Origin of the sequence: Nocardiopsis sp. NPDC006198, from assembly GCF_040613895.1 — a bacterium.
GTDB classification, from domain to species: domain Bacteria; phylum Actinomycetota; class Actinomycetes; order Streptosporangiales; family Streptosporangiaceae; genus Nocardiopsis; species Nocardiopsis tropica.
On record NZ_JBEXSY010000009.1, the window covers coordinates 120,493 to 137,390 of the forward strand.

A 16,898-nucleotide genomic window follows, 5' to 3' on the forward strand; every position below is an offset into this window, starting at 1 on the left:
CAGGTCGTCCGCGGACGCGCCGAACCCGGTCCGCGCGTCCGGCCCCGGCGGGTGCCCGACCTGGACCGCCCGCCGTCCGGCCGGGGCGCCGGACCCCGGGGTGCGCCCCGCGGCCGGGAGGGTGTCCAATCCCACCGGAACGGGAGTGCGCCCGGGCCGGCGGACGCCCCCGGGCCGCCGCCGTGCGGGCCGCGGCCCGCACGGTCCGGCCCGGCACGCGGCGGGGCCGCGCCGGACACCGGCGCGGCCCCGGGACCTGTGGGGCGGTCCGGTCAGTCGGCGGGGTCTTCCGCGGCCCGCCGGCCGCCGGCGCGCCGGTCGGGCAGGAACACGCCCAGCGCCCAGTGGACCAGCAGCGCGCTGACGAGCCCGACCAGCCAGCCGTAGTCGGCCAGCGGGGCCAGGACCGGGATCAGGCCGTCGGCGGGGAAGGGGCCCGAGCCCTCGGGGGAGTGCGATCCGCCCACGGCGAGCACCGTGCCGATCCCGAACGCCGCGAGGGCGCGCCAGTTCCACCCGTGCGCGTACCAGTACTCCGAGCCGCGCTCGTACAGCGCGGCCAGGTTCATCCTGGTGCGGCGCAGCAGCCAGTAGTCGGCGAGCAGGATGCCCGCCACCGTGCCGAGGACGCCGCCCACGGTGCCGAGCCAGGTGAAGATGTACACGTTCTCGTTCTCCAGCAGCCTCCACGGGAAGATGAGGACGCTGAGGAAGCACGTGATGACCGCTCCGGTGCGGAAGCTGATCAGCCTCGGCCTCAGGTTGGCCAGGTCGTAGGCGGGGCCGACCAGGTTCGCGGCGATGTTGGTGGACACCGTCGCGAGCAGCACGACGAAGACCGCGAAGAGCAGGCCGAGCCCGCTGCCCATCTGCGCGACGATGTCGATCGGGTTCCACAGCGGCTCGCCGTACACGGAGGCGGTGCCCGCCGTGACCATCACGGCCAGCAGGGAGAACAGCGTCATCGTGGTGGGCAGGCCGAGCGTCTGGCCCACGACCTGGGCCCGCTGCGACGCGGAGAACCGGGTGAAGTCGCTGATGTTCAGGGTCAGGGTCGCCCAGTAGCCGATGACGCCCATGAGGGACGGGAAGAACAGCGCCCAGAAGGACGGGCCCCAGTCCAGGGCCTCACCGGAGTCCAGGGAGAGCATCGGGGCGACGCCGCCCGCCTCGACGGCCATCCACGCCAGCAGGGCCAGGCCTCCGACGACCATCAGCGGCGCGGCCCACACCTGGACGCGGCGCACGCCCTCCATGCCCCACAGGATGATCGCGAGCTGGGCCGCCCAGAACAGGCCGAAGGACAGCCACAGGGTCCACGGGTTGCCGCCGACCTGCGCGGCGCCGGTCCACCCGTCGCCGAGCAGGCGACCGACGAGGACGTACACGCCCTGGCCGCCGACCCAGGTCTGGATGCCGTACCAGCCGCACGCCACCGCGCCGCGCAGCAGCGCGGGCAGGTTGGCGCCGCGCAGGCCGAAGGAGGCGCGGGCGAACACCGGGAACGGGATGCCGTACTTGGCTCCGGCGTGGCCGGTCAGCACCATCGGCAGCAGCACGACGAGGTTGCCGAGGACGACGGCGAGCATCGCCTGCCGCCAGTCCATGCCGGCCGCGATCAGGCCGCTGGCCAGGGTCCACGCCGGGATGCTGACCGACATGCTCACCCACAGGGCGGTGAAGCTGCCGGTGCCCCAGTCGCGCCGGGAGATCGGGACCGGCTGGAGGTCGGCGTTGACGAAGGGGCTCTCGGGGAGGGCGGAGCCCTCCGCCAGGGACACGCGTCCGTCGGGATGGGTGACGACGGCGGATTCCGGGGACGGCGGGGCTTGGGTCACGGGACACCTGGTTTCGGTGGTGCTGGGTGGGGAGCGGGGTGGGGGAGCGGCGCCGGGTCCACGGGGGCGGAGCCCGGCAGTATGCACGGAAAGTCCGGATTGTGCATAGGCCACCGAATATCCTCGCACGTCACCCGGGGTGCGACGACGTCTCCCCGCGTGCCTCGGGGACCGGGCCCCGCAAGGCGCCGGAACGGCATGCGGGCGCCTGCGCGCGGCCCGGACGGGGTGGCCGGGCCGCGCCCCGGGGACGCCGTCCGCCTCCCCGCGGCCCGCCCGGCCAGGTGCTCCCGGGCCTCAGGAGAGGGCGGGGACCACGTCGCGGCCGTAGGCCTCGACGACCCCGTCCACGTCGTCGTGCATCGCGTAGACCGCGAACTGGTCCACACCGGCGCTCCGCAGCCGTTCGAGCTTGGCGACGTGCTCCTCGACCGGGCCCACCAGGCAGAACCGGTCCACGATCGCGTCCGGGACGAACCGGGTGTCGGGGTTGTCCACCCGGCCGTGGTGGCTGTAGTCGTACCCCTCGCGGGCCCGGATGTAGTCGGTCAGCTCCTGCGGCACGGCGCCGGACTCGCCGTACCGCGCGACCAGGTCGGCGACGTGGTTGCCGACCATCCCGCCGAACCACCGGCACTGCTCGCGCGCGTGCGCCAGCGCCTCCGGGGAGCCGTCGGTCACGTAGGCGGGGGCCGCCACGCACACCTTCACCGACGCGGGGTCGCGCCCGGCGCTGGCCGCGGCCGCCCGCACCGCCGAGACCATCCACTCGGTCAGGTACGGGTCGGCCAGCTGGAGGACGAACCCGTCGGCCCGGCGCCCCGCCAGGTCCAGCGCCTTGGGACCGTAGGCGCCCATCCACACGGGCAGGGAGCCGCCGCGGACCCACGGCAGGCGCATGGGCGTGCCGTCAACCTCCGCCTCCCGGCCCTCGGCCAGGTCCTTGATCGCCCCCATCGCGAGGGAGAGGCGGTCGAGCGTCGCGGGCCTGCGCCCCGCCACCCTCATCGCCGAGTCGCCCCGGCCGATCCCGCACACCGTCCGGTTCCCGAACATGTCGTTCAGGGTGGCGAACAGGGACGCGGTCACCTCCCACGCGCGTGTGCCCGGGTTGGTCACCATCGGTCCCACGACCAGGTGCTCGGTGCGCTCCAGGATGCGGCTGTAGATGACGAACGGCTCCTGCCAGAGCACGACCGAGTCGAAGGTCCACCCGTGGGTGAAGCCGTAGGCCTCGGCGCGCACCATCCGCTCGACCAGCAGGTCGGCGGGCGGGTCGGTCTGGAGGACGAGTCCGAAGTCCATGTCGTGTCCCCTCGGGCGGTCAGATCAGGTACTGGCAGGTGGAGCGGGGCACGTACCGGCCGTGGCCGGCCTCGCCCAGGTAGGCGCCGCCGTCCACGACGACGCGGCCGCGCGAGAGGACCGTGCGCGCCCTCCCGGTGACCCGTCTGCCCTCGTACGCCGAGTAGTCCACGTTCATGTGGTGGGTCGCGGCCGACAGGACATGCTCCGCGCGCGGGTCGTAGACGACGATGTCGGCGTCCGCGCCGGGCGAGATCGTGCCCTTGGACGGGTAGAGGCCGAACATGCGGGCCGGGGTGGCGCAGGCGATCTCGATCCACCTGCGCCGGTCGATGCGGCCCTCCACCACCGCCTGGTGCAGCAGGTCCATCCTGTGCTCCACCCCGGGCATGCCGTTGGGGATCTTGGAGAAGTCGCCGACGCCCAGGTCCTTCTGCCCGCTGAAACAGAACGGGCAGTGGTCGGTGGAGACGACGGACAGGTCGTTCGTGCGCAGGGCCCGCCACAGGTGCTCCTGGTGCTCCCGCGGGCGCAGCGGCGTGGAGCACACGTACTTGGCGCCCTCGAAGCCCGGCTCGGCCAGGTTGTCGGCGGACAGGAACAGGTACTGCGGGCAGGTCTCCCCGAACACGTTGAGGCCCATGTCGCGGGCCCGGACCAGTTCCTCCACGGCCTCCCGGGCGGACACGTGCACCACGTACAGGGGCGATCCGGCGACGCGGGCGAGCTGGACGGCGCGGTGGGTGGCCTCCGACTCCAGCAGGGCCTTGCGCACCTCCCCGTGGTGGCGGGGGTCGGTCCTGCCCTCGGCGAGGGCCTGCTCGACCAGCACGTCGATGGCGATGCCGTTCTCGGCGTGCACCATGGTCAGCGCGCCGTTGGACGCGCCGCGCTGCATGGCGCGGAGGATCTGGCCGTCGTCGCTGTAGAACACGCCGGGATAGGCCATGAACAGCTTGAACGAGGTCACGCCCTCGTCCACCAGGGCGTCCGTCTCCCTCAGGGAGGACTCGTCGACGTCGGACAGGATCGCGTGGAAGGCGTAGTCGATCGCGCACCTCCCCTCGGCCTTGGCCATCCACTCGTCCACCCCGGCGCGTACGGACCGCCCCCGGCCCTGGACGGCGAAGTCGACGATGGTGGTGGTTCCGCCCCAGGCGGCGGCGCGGGTGCCCGTCTCGAAGGTGTCGGCCGAGTAGGTGCCGCCGAAGGGCATCTCCATGTGGGTGTGGCCGTCGACCCCGCCCGGGACCACGTAGTGGCCGGCGGCGTCGACGGTGCGGGCTCCGCTCTCGGCCCAGGAGCGTGCGGTGTCGCTGCCGCGCAGGGCGAGGGCGGCGATCCGCTCCCCCTCGACGAGGACGTCGGCCTCCACCTCCTCGGAGGCGGTGACGACCAGGCCGCCGCTGATGACGGTGCGTTCCACGGCTCTCCTCCCCCTCTCAGCCCTCGACCAGCGGACCGTAGGCGTCCGGGCGGCGGTCCCGGTAGAACGCCCACTGCTGCCGGACCCGGTCGACCAGGTCGAGGTCGAGGTCGCGGACGACCAGCTCCGGCGAGGTGTCCGAGGCGACATCGCCGACGAACTGCCCGCGCGGGTCGACGAAGTAGCTGGTTCCGTAGAAGTCGTTGTCGCCGTACTCCTCCACGCCCACGCGGTTGATGGCGGCGACGAAGTACGCGTTGGCCACCGCGGCGGCCGGCTGTTCGAGCTTCCACAGGTGGCCGGAGAGGCCGCGGCTGGTCGCGGACGGGTTGTACACCAGCTGCGCCCCGGCCAGGCCGAGCGCCCGCCATCCCTCCGGGAAGTGGCGGTCGTAGCAGATGTAGACCCCGACGCGGCCGACGGCGGTGTCGAACACGGGCCAGCCGAGGTTGCCGGGGCGGAAGTAGTACTTCTCCCAGAAGCCCTCGACCTGCGGGATGTGGTGCTTGCGGTACTTGCCGAGGTAGGAGCCGTCCGCGTCGACGACGGCGGCGGTGTTGTAGTAGAAGCCGGGCTTCTCGACCTCGAAGACCGGCAGCACCATCACGGTGCCCAGCTCCCGGGCCAGGGCCGCGAACCGGGTGACGGTGGGGCCGTCGGGGACGGGCTCCGCCCAGCGGTGGTGCTCCGCCTCCTGCACCTGGCAGAAGTAGGGCGCGTTGAACACCTCCTGGAAACCGATGATCCGGGCGCCCTGCGCCGCCGCGTCGCGCGCGTACTCCTCGTGGGCCGCGAGCACGGACTCGGTGTCGCCCGTCCATTCCGTCTGGACGAGCGCGGCGCGGACGTTGTGCGGCATGGTTCCCTCGCTCCTCGGCTGGTGGGCCCGCGTACTCCCTGCTCGCGCCGGTGGTCGTGCGGTGGGCGCGGCGGGCGGTGCGCGTGAGAGTCGCACCTTAGAGAAGAGGGGAACGGGGGGTCAACGTTCGACATCCCCGTTCATGTGATAAGTCGGTGTTTCCGTTTTTCTCATCGTGCACAACAGGGGCTTAATGGCATTTCCGGGTGAAAACAATTCGGAGGAAAACACAGGTTTCGCGCCGTTTTCCCGAGAAATTTCAGGGAACCGCACATGCCTCCGGCGGACACGGCGAGGGGCCGCCGGAAGGGATTCCGACGGCCCCGTTCACGCTCGGCCCCGTGCCCGGGGGAGGGTGCGGGTCAGGGACTGAGCTCGACCTCGATCTCGTCCCCGCCGTACGTCTCCGAGCTCAGCCCGATGTGGGTGATGTCGGCGGCCGCGGGCACGTCGAAGACGATGCTCAGGCTCACCGGGGTGCCGTCGCTGGGCAGGTCGCTCCACATGGAGTCGCCGAGCGTGCCGGTGGCGTCGTAGTCCTCCTCGAACTGCTCGCCGGAGGACGTGTACAGGTGCTGCTCGTCGCGCCAGAACGTGTCGGTGCCGGCGTAGGCCACGTCGAGGTGCACGATGACGTACTCGCCGTCGGCGGTGTAACCGCCGACCTCGTCGGTGACCTCGGTGCCGGTGATCGTGTAGAGGATGCCGTTGTGCTCGACGGTCTCGCCGGTACCGCCGCCGGACTCGCCACCGCCGCCGGACTCGCCCGAGCCCTCGCTGGGACTCTCGGTCGTGACCGTCGTGGAGGTGCCGCCCGACTCGTCCCTGTCGTTGAAGACGAAGGCGATGAGCACCACGAGGATGACGCCGATGACGAACAGGCCGCCGCAGCCCAGGCCGACCCACAGCCACGGGGAGCTCTTCTTCGGCCCCTGCGGGCCGGGGCCGTAGGGGGGCTGGGGGCCGCCGGGGCCGTAGGGCCCGCCCGGTCCGCCGGGGTGGCCGTACGGGCCTCCGCCGGGAGGGCCGTAGGGGTCGCCGCCGGGGGGACCGTACGGGTCGCCGCCGGGAGGGCCGTAGGGTCCGGACGGGTCACCGCCGGGGGGACCGTAGGGGTCACCCCCGGGAGGGCCGTAGGGCCCGGAGGGGTAGCCGTCGGACGGGCCGCCGGGGCCGTAGGGCCCACCCGGCGGGGGAGGGCCCATGGGCGGCTGGCCACCGGTCGGAGGTCCCTGGTACGGGCCGTTCGGGGGAGGAGGCTGACTCATGGAGGTCCTGGCTTTCTGCTGCGGGCGGGTCGGGAGGCGGCCGGGCCGTCTTGCCCGTGCTGAGTGTGACGCCGGCCGGAGGCCGACAGTTCCAGACGCGTTCGACTGCCTACTGTGGGGGCATGGCACGACTTCTCATCGTTCACCACACGGTCTCACCCGCCACCCGGGAGATGTTGGGGGCCGTGCTCGACGGTGCCCGCGACGACGATATCGAAGGGGTGGAGGTGCGGTCGAAGGCGGCACTGTCCGCGACCGTCAGCGACCTGCTCGGGGCCGACGCGCTGGTCCTGGGGACCCCGGCCAACATCGGCTACATGTCCGGCGCGCTCAAGCACTTCTTCGACACGGTGTTCTACCCGGCCCAGGGGGAGACCGAGGGGCTGCCCTACTCCCTCTACGTGCACGGGGACAACGACACCGCCGGAGCCGTCCGCGCGGTGGAGTCCATCGCGAAGGGCATCGGATGGGATCGCCACCGGCCCCCGGTCACCGTCCACGGCAGACCCGACGCCGCCGCCCGCGAGGCGTGCTGGGAGCTGGGCGCCGTCACCGCCCTCGCCGCCCAGGAGAGGGGCTGACCCGGGGATCGGCCGCGTCCTTCCGCACGCGGGGCCGGGCCGTCCCACGCCCGGACCGGACATGCGACGGCTGGCGGCCCGACCGGAACGCCGGACGCCCGTCCCGGCTCCTGTCGGAAAAGGGGCGGTAAGTCTGGGTAAGGGGTTGGCCTGCGCGGGGACCGGGGCGGCGTGGCGACCCCGTGGAAGCCCACCCCCGGGACAGGATGGACCCGGTCGCGGGCCGACGTGCGAACGTCCGGTTCGGCGTCCGCCCCCGCACAGACCCACCGCGTGGCCGCCCACTGGCCCACAGTTCCAGGCCGCGCGGTGTCCACTCCACGGGAGGGCGCGCCGGGGCCGCCCCGGCCCCGCGCCCCCCGGGGGGCGCGGCGTCAGTAACCGCGCCAGGCGCCCTGGTGGTAGGCCATCACCCGGGGGTGCATCAGGGTCGACTCCTCGGCGTCGCTCCCGCGCCGGTCCCTCGGGAAGACCTGCGCCGCGTCCAGCAGCGGCTCGTCCAGGAACCGCAGCGGGGGCGCGTCGTCCGGCACGTCCAGCTCGGGCGCCGGCCCCACGGCCGCCAGGTAGAACCCCCAGTTCCCGAAACTCGGCACGTCCACGTTGTACGGGGTGGTCGAGAACCCCGCCTCCTCCAGCGAGCGGTCCACGCTCCAGAAGGCGTCGGGCGCGAAGAACGGCGAACCCGCCTGCACCACCAGGCGGCCGTCGTCGGCGAGGGCGTGCCGCAGGAGCGAGTAGAACTCCACCGAGTACAGCTTGGACGTGGAGGTGTCGTCGCCGTCCGGCAGGTCGGCGACGACCACGTCGAAGCCCTCCCCGTTCTCCCGCAGCCACTGGAAGGCGTCGGTGTTGACCACCTCCACCCTCGGGTCCTCGAACGAGTCCCCGTTCAGCTCCGTGATCACCGGGTCCGTGGACGCCAGCTCGATCACCGCCGGGTCCAGGTCCACCAGCGTCACCGAGGACACGTCGTCGTAGGCCAGGACCTCCCGCAGGGCGAGGCCGTCCCCGCCCCCCAGGACCAGCACGTTCCCGTGCGGGCCGTCCATCGCGGGGTGGATCAGCGACTCGTGGTAGCGGTACTCGTCCAGGGTCGAGAACTGGAGGCTCCCGTTGAGGAACATGCGCACGTCCTCGCCGTCCAGGGAGCGCGTGAGCACGATCTCCTGGTACTCGGAGCGCTCCGCGTGCACGATCGGGTCCCGGTACAGCGCCTGGCGGGCGTCCACCTCGAACCGGTCGGCGTACACGTAGGCCAGGCCGAGCACCGCGATGATGGCGGCCAGGCCGAGGCCCAGCCCCGCGTAGGCGCGCCGGGTCAGCTCCGAGCGGAACAGCCAGAGCACCACCGCGACGCCCACCACCGCGTTCAGCGCCCCCACCACCAGCGCGCCCCGGGGCAGGCCCAGCAGGGGCAGCAGCAGGAACGGGAAGGCCAGCCCGCCGATCAGCCCGCCCACGTAGTCGGCCGCGAACAGGTCCGCGACCGCCTCCGAGGCCTCCTGCCTGCGGATCCTCTGGATCAGCGTCATCAGCAGGGGGATCTCCATGCCGATGAGCAGGCCGATGACGAACGACAGCACCACCAGGGCGGGCTGGTAGGCGGAGAACCAGGCGAAGGCCCCGTACAGCAGGAGCACCGACAGGCCGCCGACCAGGGAGAGCAGGCCCTCGATCACCGCGAACGACACCGCGGGACTGGCCTGGAAGCGCTTGGACAGCAGCGACCCCACGCCCATGGCGAACACCATCACGGACAGCACCACGGAGGCCTGGGTGATGGTGTTTCCCAGCAGGTAGCTGCCGATGGCGACGAGCGCCAGCTCGTACACCAGGCCGCAGGCCGCGCAGATGAACACCGCCAGCAGTACCAGGAACCTGGCGGCCCTGGCGGGGACCGGGAGTCCTGGCCGGGCGCGGGTCGTGTTCTCAGTCAACGCGGATGCCTTCGTGTGGTGGTGCGGGCGGGGCGGTGGCCGGGGTCAGGGGCCCTGCGCTCCCGGGGGCGTCAGGTGAGGGCGGCGGCCACGACGAGCGCGATCGACACGTGCGCGGTGGCGCTCACCCAGGTGGCCGGGTGCGGCTCGTCGTTGCTGATGATCTGGGCGATCTTGGCCGGGATGATGAGGTCGATCAGCAGGAACGACAGGGCCATGACGCCCAGGCCGATCACACCGTAGACCGCGGCCGAGAGCAGGCCGGCGCCCAGGCCCATCTCCGAGTCGCTGGACAGGATCGCCGACGTGACGATGACGGCCGAGCCCAGCGTGTTCGCGGACACGAGCAGCACGGCGTTGCGGTTGCGGTTCTCCCAGATCAGCTGGTGCAGCTTGCCGGGGGTGAGCAGGTCGGTGATCAGGTAGCCCGCCACGAGGATGGCGATGCCCACACCGCCGTAGGCGAGGGCTGCGAGGGAGTTGAAGAGGATCTCGTTCATGGTCCTGTCCGTGTAGGGGGTGACGTCGTCGGTTTGTCGGTCGCGGGGCTCCCGGGGGCGCGGGGACTACTTGCCGAAGCTGCTGCCGCCGCCGCGGTAGCTGCTGCCGCTGCCGTTGTCGTTCCGGTAGTTGTTGCTGCCGCTGTTGTAGCTGCTGCTGTTGTCGTTCCGGTAGCCGCCGCCGGTTCCGCCGAAGAAGAAGAAACCGCCGCCACCGCCGGAGCCCGACGAGGACCCCTCGCAGTCGTCGTCGTCATAGCCCTCCACGGCGACGACGTCGTCGTCGGGGCAGTAGTTGTTGCTGTTGTTGTTGCAGGCGCTCAGCAGGATGAGGATCAGGAGGATGACGCCGACGACGACGACCACCGTGATGATCTTGTTCCTGTTCTCGTGGGTTTCCTCGTGTGCGTTCATGGTGCGGATCTCTCCGGACTGGGGGGAGTGGTCATCGTCGAGGTGGTCGTCACCAGTTCGCCTGTCTGCGGATAGGCGTGCCAGGTGCGCCAGCCGAGGGGAGAACCGCCGAGAGGGGTCAGGTGCAGGGCGGTGATCGCCAGGGGGTCGCCGGGGAAGGCGACGAGGAGTCCGCCGGGGGAATCGGCCACCTCGCGGTGGAGCCGTTCCACGCGGTCGGCCAGTTCGTCGCGCGCGAGGGACTCCACGAGGGAGTCGAAACGGTAGCCGCCCCGGTCCGGGCGTTCCGCGCGTCCGGGGAGCCCGCCCGGCAGGCCGGGCAGGCAGGCGACCGTCTCCACCAGGGCTCCTCCGCCGGAATCCGGCGCGACGACGACCTGGTGCGAGGCCCCCAGCACGCGCAGTTCGACCCGGGCGCCCGCCACCCGGAGGGAGCGAGAGGCCAGCGGCTCGGTCGGCGGATGCCCCAGGGTCCAGACCAGGTCGTCCGCGCCGGTGTCGACGAAGGGGGCGCTGATGCTCGCGCGCACGTGCGGATCAGCTCCCGGGGTAGATGGTGAACGTGCCGGGGGCGACCTTGGTGCCGGTGCTGGCCTCCCAGCCGCCGTGGTCGAACCGCTCGAACGACAGGAGCCTGCCGTCCGAGGACTCGTAGTCGGCGTAGTCGAGGCCGCCCTGCGCCTTGAGGCCTGTGGTGCCCTCGGAGCGGTAGGAGCCGCTGCCCTTCTCCTGGAGGCGGTAGGTGACGCCCTCCAGTTCGATGGTCTTGCTGTGCGGGGTCAGATCCAGGTCCGGGCGTCCGGACCACAGGGCGAGCTCCACGTCCGGATCCTCCTCGACCGAGAGCCAGCGCTTGCCGCCCTCGACCTCCAGGAAGTGCTCGGACCAGACGTAGCCGCCCTCGGACAGGCGCAGGGTGCCGCGGATCCACGTCCGCTCGGCGCCCCAGTCGATCATGTCGCCGGCCTTGATGGAGCGGGGGTCCCCGGCGGCGCTGTCGCCCTGGTCGGCGAAGGGGTCCCGGGGCGCCGCGGGCGGCGGGGGCGCCGCCTGCCGCTGTTTGGAGCGCTGGAGGTAGATCAGGACGCCGGCCACGGCGGCGACGATGAGGAGGATGAACAGCAGAACGAGTTCGACGGACAAGGTTCCTCGTTTCGCGGTGGAGCGGGGTGCGGGGGCGGGTTGTCGGTTGTGCCCCGGCCGCGTCGTTCCCCGGGCGGGGCAATCCTACTGACGGGTCGGACGCCGCACAGGGGGCGCCGGTTCCTTCCGAGACCGGATCGCGACAGGTCACGACGGTGCGTGGTCGGTCCGGGACGGTGCCGGCCGCCCGCGGGGCGGGCCGCCGGGACCGGACGGCCCGTCAGGCGCGGGGGTCGCCGGTCTCCGCGGGGAGCGAGTCGTCCCCGCCCCACCGGCTCCAGGATCCCGGGTACAGGCGGGCGCCGGCGTACCCCGCGTGTTCGAGGGCCAGCAGGTCGTGGCATGCGGTGACCCCCGAACCGCAGTACGCGGTGATGGTCCTGGCGGAGTCGGCGCCCAGGGAGGCGAAGCGCTCGCGCAGGACCTCCGGTGCGGCGAGGAGGCCGTCGCCGTCCAGGTTCGCCGTCCACTCGGCGCTGCGGGCGCCCGGTACGTGCCCGGGGCGGGCGTCCACCGGCGCGGGCCGCTCGCCGGTGAAGCGGGCGTAGGCGCGGGCGTCGACGAGCAGGTCGCCGGGTTCACCGGTCTCCGCCAGGACGGTGTCGGTGTCCACCACCAGTTCGGGGGGCCAGGGTCGCGCCGTCCGGTGCACGGGCAAAGGTAGGGTCTCCCCCTCCTCCAGGCCGCCGGTCCACGTCCGCATGCCTCCGTCGAGGAACGCGGCAGGGGTTCCCAGGGCGCGGAGCATCCACACCAGGCGGGCGGCCACGGAGCCCCCGGCGTCGTCGTAGGCGACCACCCGGGCGGAGTCCCCGACGCCGAGGCGGCCCAGAGCCTCGGCGAAGTCCTCGGGCGAGGGCAGCGGGTGGCGGCCGACCCCGGGGCCCGCCGGGGCGGCGAGGTCGGTGTCCACGTCGGCGAAGACGGCGCCGGGCAGGTGCCCGGCGCGGTAGGCGTCGCGGCCGGAACGGCCGTCGAGGTACCAGCGGGAGTCGACGAGGACCACCTGGTCGCGGTGCTCGCGGAGCCAGTCGGCCGACACGGCCACCGGGAGGGACGAGGGTTCTGACATGGGCGACAGCCTAACCGGCCGCCGCCCGCCGCACACGGAACCGGGTCCCCGTCCCGGGGGCGGGACCGGCCTGGTCAGTCCCGGTCCATGCGGTGCACCCGCAGGATCCACCACAGCCCCAGGGCCGGCAGCACGAGCGGGATGAACAGGTAGCCGCTGCCGAAGCCGGACCACACGGTGTCCTCGGGGAAGACGGACGGCCAGAACACGCTCGCCGTCCCCACCACGAGGACGCCCGCCATCTCGACGGCGCACGAGACCAGGGCGACCCGGCGCGAGGTCCGCCCCGCACGGGCCAGGCCCACCGCCGCCACCAGGTAGACGATCCCGGCGAACAGCGACAGCGCGTAGGCAGCCGGCGCCTCGTCGAACCGCGTGGCCAGCTGGTAGCTCCCGCGGGCGGTCGCGGCCAGCGCGAACACCCCGTACACGGCGACGAGGAGCCGGCCGGGGCCGGTGCGCAGGGTCTTGGCCGCGGTGGGCGCGGACGTCTCAGGCAACGGGGCTCCAGAGCTGTTCCAGGCGGACGAACAGGACGGGCAGGATCAGGCACGCGAAGGCGATTACCGCGGGGCCCCACTTGCTCCGCTCCATGAAGCCCCACACGGCGCACGCGGGCGGCAGCAGCGCCACCGTCGCCAGGTAGGACACGTACATCGCCGTCTCGGCGGGGCGGTCGCCGCCGACCATGGCGGCCACGGAGGCGCCCACCTGTCCGAGCACGAGCAGCCACAGGACGCCCATGCCGACCAGGTGGGGGACCACCATCGGCCGGTCGCGGAAGGTCGAGACGAGGCACCAGCCGGCCATCGCCAGCGACACCATCTGAATCGTCATGGTCAGCCAGTCGACCACGCCGCCTCCGCTCGCACTCCGCCGCGTCCGCCCATGTCAGCGGTCCGCACACCACACTTGTCTACGACACAGCGTAGTACTCCGGCCGGTCCCCGTGCCAACCGGGGAGCCCGAACGGGCGGGGACGCCGTGCCGGGCGCCGATCGCTGACCACATCCGGCCGTCTCCCGCGCAACAGGCGCCCCATGGCCAGTCCGGGGGCTACGGTTCTCCCAACAGCCGCGCACCCCCGCTCAGGGCTCGGTACCCCCGCGGCCCCCGCTCGCCGCTCTGCCCCCACAGACTCGGAGCTCCCCCATGTCCTACGGACCCTATGGACAGTCCGTCCCCCCGCCCCAGCCCCCGAAGCAGGGGATGTCCACCGGAGCGAAGATCGGCCTCGGCTGCGGCGGCTGCGCCGGCGTCCTGCTGATCCTCCTCCTCATGGCCGGCTGCGTCGCCGCCGTCACCTCGGACACCGAGGCAGACGCCCCGCCGCCCGCCGTGAGCGCCACCACCGAGGAGGCCGACGAGGCCTCGGAGGCGGAACCCGCCGAGGAGGAGCCCGCCGAGGAGACCGGCGTGACGATGACGGCCACCCACGCCGGCACCGTCGGCGACACCATCGACAGCACGACCTACACCGCGATCGACGTCGAGGTCGTCAACGACTCGGACGAGCCCGTCGACGTGAACCCGATCAACTTCACGGCCGTCCTCTCCGACGGCACCGTCGTGAGCGACTGGGCCGACACGATCTTCGCCGACATCGACCCCATCGACGCCGTCACCCTCCAGCCCGGCCAGCGGGCCTCCGGGCAGATCGCCCTCGTCGGCGAGGTCGACGTGGCCACCGTCGAGATGGGGGACATCCTCGGCCTGGGCGACCCGGTCGTCGCCGAGGTCGGGTAGGACCCGTACGGGCCCCTGCCGCGCACGCGACCGGGGCCCGTACGCCTCCGACCGGGGCGACCGCCCCCGCCCGGACGGGCGGGGACGCCAGGTCCGCAGCCCGGGCGCTCCAGCGCCGGCACGGTCAGGCCCGGGCCCCCGGCACGAAGCGCGCCCTGACGGAGCGGACCCCGACGCCCACGTACCCGCCCCGGAACCGGGGGTCGGCGGCCGAGGCCACGACCCCGGAGGCGTCCAGGCGGCTGACGCCCACGTGCGTGGGGGAGACCTCGATGCGCAGCGGCACGTACACCGGGTCCGTCGCGGACACGGGCACGGCCGGACCCGTCGCTGTCGCGATGCGGACCCCGGCGCCGTCGGCCGCCGCGTAGAGGTCGAGCGTCCCGTTCGGCCGCAGCAGGACGTTGTAGCAGTCGACGCGGCCGTGGTCGTCGTCGTGGTAGCCCACGTCCGACCCCATGCAGAACTGGACCTGCGCGGATCGGGTGGCGCTCGTCGCCTCCAGGAGGGCGACCCGCACGTCCCACGTCCACGACTCCGGCGGCGCCTCGTGGCTGAGCGAGCCGAGCACGGCAGCGGTGTAGTTCCCCGGCACCCCCGCCTCCATCCGCGCGGGCGCCAGCTCCAGGGCCGAGCCGGTGAGCACGCCCGTGACCGGGTTCACCGGTGAGGGCAGGTGGCCGTGCGGCCAGGTGCCCAGGGCGTACAGGTCCGGGCCCGGCGCGCGTCCGGCCAGGTAGAGGGGGTCGTCGGTGACGATCCCGGCCGCACCGGCCGCGAGCGCGGCGTCCCGCTCGCTGCGCCGGTTGATCGTGTAGAGGAGGGGGCGCATCCCGGCGTCGGCGGCCGCCGCGATGCGTTCGGGCGGGGCGTCCTTGCGCATCCCGTAGTAGTCGAAGCCCTGGTCGGCGAGCTCGCGGGGATCGCTGCCGCCGGCGGTCTCGATGTACCCGGCCGGGAGCCCGGCGGCGACGGCGCGCAGCCCGGGACGCCGCTGGAACGACTGGACGATCACCGAGCCGGCCAGGTCCCAGCGGAAGACGTGGTCCACGATGGCGTCGCCGACGGCGTCGAGCCGGGCCCCGGTCGGGGCGGGCGGGTACTTGGCCTCGATCAGCCAGGCGACCGGGGCACGGGCGAAGCGGGCGAACACCTCGTTGAGGGTGACGGTGGGCACGTCCGGCCACCCGGTCAGCCCGAGCCGGGAGGCCGATCGGACGGGCCACCTCTTCACCGCCGTGGCGGTCAGCCCGGCCACGGGCAGGGCGACGCCGTGCGTCCGGCTCAGGGTCGTGTCGTGGCACAGGACCAGCGACCCGTCGGCGGCGAGGTGGACGTCGACCTCGATCAGGTCCGACCCGGCGTCGATCGCCGCCGCCACGGCCTCCAGGGTGTTCTCGGGGGCGGTCGACCGGGCGCCGCGGTGGGCGACGGTCAGCGGCCAGGACAGGTGGTCGATCAGCACGGGCGTCTCCTCAGGGGGTGGGGGCCGCGAACAACCTACGACGCGCGCCCCCGCGGCGGGGCGGCGGGGCGCACGGGCGGAGGGCGGGGCGCCTTCCCCGCAGCCCACGACGCCCGCGGCGCGACCGGCCCGCGGCGCGACCGGCCGCCGGGCACGGCGGACCGCGGAGCGGACCCGGGGCCGGACCGGCGGGCCCCAGGAGCGGGGCGCGGCAGTGGAGAACCTCACAGGGACGGGCGGCATCGAACACCGTGCCGCACCGTGTCCGCCACCGGGGTCCGGCCGGATACGTCCGGGGTTCCGGGGCTCCCGCCCGCGTCCGTGTCCGGAACCGGACGGTCCGGGCAGGGGAGCAGCGCGAACGCGATGCGGTCATGTCGGATATTGTCCTCGCAGCCGCACGTGTTCACCCGACGGTGCACGGTGTAGGCGGCGCATCCCCTTCCACCGCATCGTGCACGAGAGCCGGAGTACCCCCGTGTCCTATCCCCAGTACCCCTCGGGCCCTCAGCAGCCGCCCTACGGCGGCCAGCCTCCCTACGGAGGCCCCACCGGGGGTCAGCCCCCCTACGGAGACCTCTCCGGGGGTCAGCCCCCCTACGGCGGGCCCCCCGGCGGTCAGCCGCCCTACGGCGGCCAGCCGCCCTATGACATGCCCCCCGGCGGCCAGCCCCCCTACGGCGAGCCGCCCAAGAAGGGCATGTCCACCGGCGCCAAGGTCGGCATCGGGGTCGGCGGCTGCCTCGGCGTGGTGATCATCGCCATCGTGCTCATCGTCATCGTCGCCTCCCTGTCGGGGGGTGACGAACCGGTCACGCAGCCCACCACGTCCTCCTCCCCGGAGGAGTCGACGGGCGAGACCGAGTCCCAGCCGACCGAGGAGGAGGCCCCCGTCGAGCAGGGCGGCATCACCGCCAGCGCCACGCAGAGCGGCACCGCCGGCGACGTCATCGACGACACCACCTACACCGTGGTGGATGTCGAGATCACCAACGACTCGTCCGAGGCCCTGGACGTCAACCCGATCTACTTCACCTTCGTGCTGGACGACGGCACGGAGCGCTCCGACTGGGCCGAGACGATCTTCGCCGACATCACCCAGATGGAAGCCGTGTCCGTCGCTCCCGGGGACAGCATCTCCGGGCAGCTCGCCACGGTGGGCGAGGTGACCGTCACCGAGCTCCGGTTCGACCCGAGCTTCGGGATGGAGGAGCCGATCGTCATCCCGGTCGGCTGACCCGGCCGGACGAACGGCGGAACGCCCCGGACGCGCCCGAGCGCGGCCGGGGCGTTCCCGTGTCCCGGTGCTCCGGGACGGGCGCCGAGGGGGCGTCGGGGACG

General features: G+C 73.1%; 17 protein-coding genes. 3 read left to right on the top strand and 14 right to left on the bottom strand.

Going from position 1 to position 16,898, the window contains the following annotated elements; translation table 11 throughout:
- Positions 1-272 precede the first annotated feature (272 nt).
- From ABZ234_RS09280 to ABZ234_RS09300, 5 genes are all read right to left on the bottom strand, one after another.
- Positions 273-1,838, bottom strand: a complete 1,566-nt coding sequence (locus tag ABZ234_RS09280) for an NCS1 family nucleobase:cation symporter-1 (protein ID WP_267946655.1) — start codon at positions 1,836-1,838, stop codon at positions 273-275.
- A gap of 297 nt (positions 1,839-2,135) precedes the next feature.
- The gene (locus ABZ234_RS09285) at positions 2,136-3,143 is read right to left on the bottom strand and encodes a TIGR03842 family LLM class F420-dependent oxidoreductase (protein WP_355011658.1); all 1,008 of its coding nucleotides are present in this window, start codon (positions 3,141-3,143) and stop codon (positions 2,136-2,138) included.
- A gap of 19 nt (positions 3,144-3,162) precedes the next feature.
- Entirely contained in the window at positions 3,163-4,569 is a 1,407-nt protein-coding gene (gene hydA / locus ABZ234_RS09290; protein ID WP_355011659.1) for a dihydropyrimidinase, read from the bottom strand.
- A 16-nt stretch (positions 4,570-4,585) separates the two neighbouring features.
- Complete coding sequence (locus ABZ234_RS09295) at positions 4,586-5,428, bottom strand: nitrilase-related carbon-nitrogen hydrolase (protein ID WP_267946652.1); 843 nt, start codon at positions 5,426-5,428, stop codon at positions 4,586-4,588.
- Between the two features lie 362 nt (positions 5,429-5,790).
- Positions 5,791-6,696 carry a hypothetical protein gene (locus ABZ234_RS09300; protein ID WP_344183190.1) on the bottom strand — a complete coding sequence of 302 codons (906 nt, stop codon included), beginning with the start codon at positions 6,694-6,696 and terminating at the stop codon, positions 5,791-5,793.
- 122 nt (positions 6,697-6,818) lie between these two features.
- Between ABZ234_RS09300 and ABZ234_RS09305 the strand changes: the two genes are divergently transcribed.
- Positions 6,819-7,277 (top strand): flavodoxin, encoded by a 459-nt coding sequence (locus tag ABZ234_RS09305; RefSeq protein ID WP_355011660.1) that lies wholly within the window; start codon positions 6,819-6,821, stop codon positions 7,275-7,277.
- 374 nt (positions 7,278-7,651) lie between these two features.
- Here the strand turns inward: ABZ234_RS09305 and ABZ234_RS09310 are convergent, their stop codons facing one another.
- The 8 genes from ABZ234_RS09310 to ABZ234_RS09345 all read right to left on the bottom strand — a co-directional run bounded on the left by ABZ234_RS09310 (position 7,652) and on the right by ABZ234_RS09345 (position 13,201).
- Positions 7,652-9,217, bottom strand: coding sequence for a polyamine aminopropyltransferase (locus ABZ234_RS09310; protein WP_355011661.1), 1,566 nt, complete (start codon positions 9,215-9,217; stop codon positions 7,652-7,654).
- A 71-nt stretch (positions 9,218-9,288) separates the two neighbouring features.
- Positions 9,289-9,717: a DUF350 domain-containing protein gene (locus ABZ234_RS09315; RefSeq protein WP_355011662.1), complete on the bottom strand. Its 429-nt coding sequence runs from the start codon at positions 9,715-9,717 to the stop codon at positions 9,289-9,291.
- A 66-nt stretch (positions 9,718-9,783) separates the two neighbouring features.
- The gene (locus tag ABZ234_RS09320; protein WP_267946647.1) at positions 9,784-10,131 is read right to left on the bottom strand and encodes a hypothetical protein; all 348 of its coding nucleotides are present in this window, start codon (positions 10,129-10,131) and stop codon (positions 9,784-9,786) included.
- On the bottom strand, positions 10,128-10,661 hold the full coding sequence (locus tag ABZ234_RS09325) for a DUF2617 family protein (RefSeq protein WP_267946646.1): 534 nt from the start codon (positions 10,659-10,661) through the stop codon (positions 10,128-10,130). The genes ABZ234_RS09320 and ABZ234_RS09325 overlap by 4 nt, the downstream gene beginning before the upstream one ends.
- A 7-nt stretch (positions 10,662-10,668) precedes the next feature.
- A complete protein-coding gene (locus tag ABZ234_RS09330; protein WP_267946645.1) occupies positions 10,669-11,274 on the bottom strand; it encodes a DUF4178 domain-containing protein in 606 nt (201 codons plus the stop codon).
- A 220-nt stretch (positions 11,275-11,494) separates the two neighbouring features.
- On the bottom strand, positions 11,495-12,346 hold the full coding sequence (locus tag ABZ234_RS09335) for a sulfurtransferase (protein WP_355011663.1): 852 nt from the start codon (positions 12,344-12,346) through the stop codon (positions 11,495-11,497).
- A 74-nt stretch (positions 12,347-12,420) separates the two neighbouring features.
- Positions 12,421-12,846 (bottom strand): hypothetical protein, encoded by a 426-nt coding sequence (locus ABZ234_RS09340; RefSeq protein WP_267946643.1) that lies wholly within the window; start codon positions 12,844-12,846, stop codon positions 12,421-12,423.
- Positions 12,839-13,201 carry a hypothetical protein gene (locus ABZ234_RS09345; RefSeq protein ID WP_267946642.1) on the bottom strand — a complete coding sequence of 121 codons (363 nt, stop codon included), beginning with the start codon at positions 13,199-13,201 and terminating at the stop codon, positions 12,839-12,841. Before ABZ234_RS09345 ends, ABZ234_RS09340 begins: the two co-directional genes overlap by 8 nt.
- A gap of 354 nt (positions 13,202-13,555) precedes the next feature.
- On the opposite strand from ABZ234_RS09345, the gene ABZ234_RS09350 reads away from it, so the two are divergent.
- Positions 13,556-14,092 carry a DUF4352 domain-containing protein gene (locus ABZ234_RS09350; protein WP_267946641.1) on the top strand — a complete coding sequence of 179 codons (537 nt, stop codon included), beginning with the start codon at positions 13,556-13,558 and terminating at the stop codon, positions 14,090-14,092.
- Positions 14,093-14,216: 124 nt separating this feature from the next.
- Here ABZ234_RS09350 and ABZ234_RS09355 read toward each other — a convergent pair whose 3' ends face one another.
- Positions 14,217-15,557, bottom strand: a complete 1,341-nt coding sequence (locus ABZ234_RS09355) for a glycerophosphodiester phosphodiesterase (RefSeq protein WP_355011664.1) — start codon at positions 15,555-15,557, stop codon at positions 14,217-14,219.
- Positions 15,558-16,035: 478 nt separating this feature from the next.
- Here ABZ234_RS09355 and ABZ234_RS09360 point away from each other — a divergent pair, with 478 nt between their 5' ends.
- Complete coding sequence (locus tag ABZ234_RS09360) at positions 16,036-16,794, top strand: hypothetical protein (RefSeq protein ID WP_355011665.1); 759 nt, start codon at positions 16,036-16,038, stop codon at positions 16,792-16,794.
- Positions 16,795-16,898 lie beyond the last annotated feature (104 nt).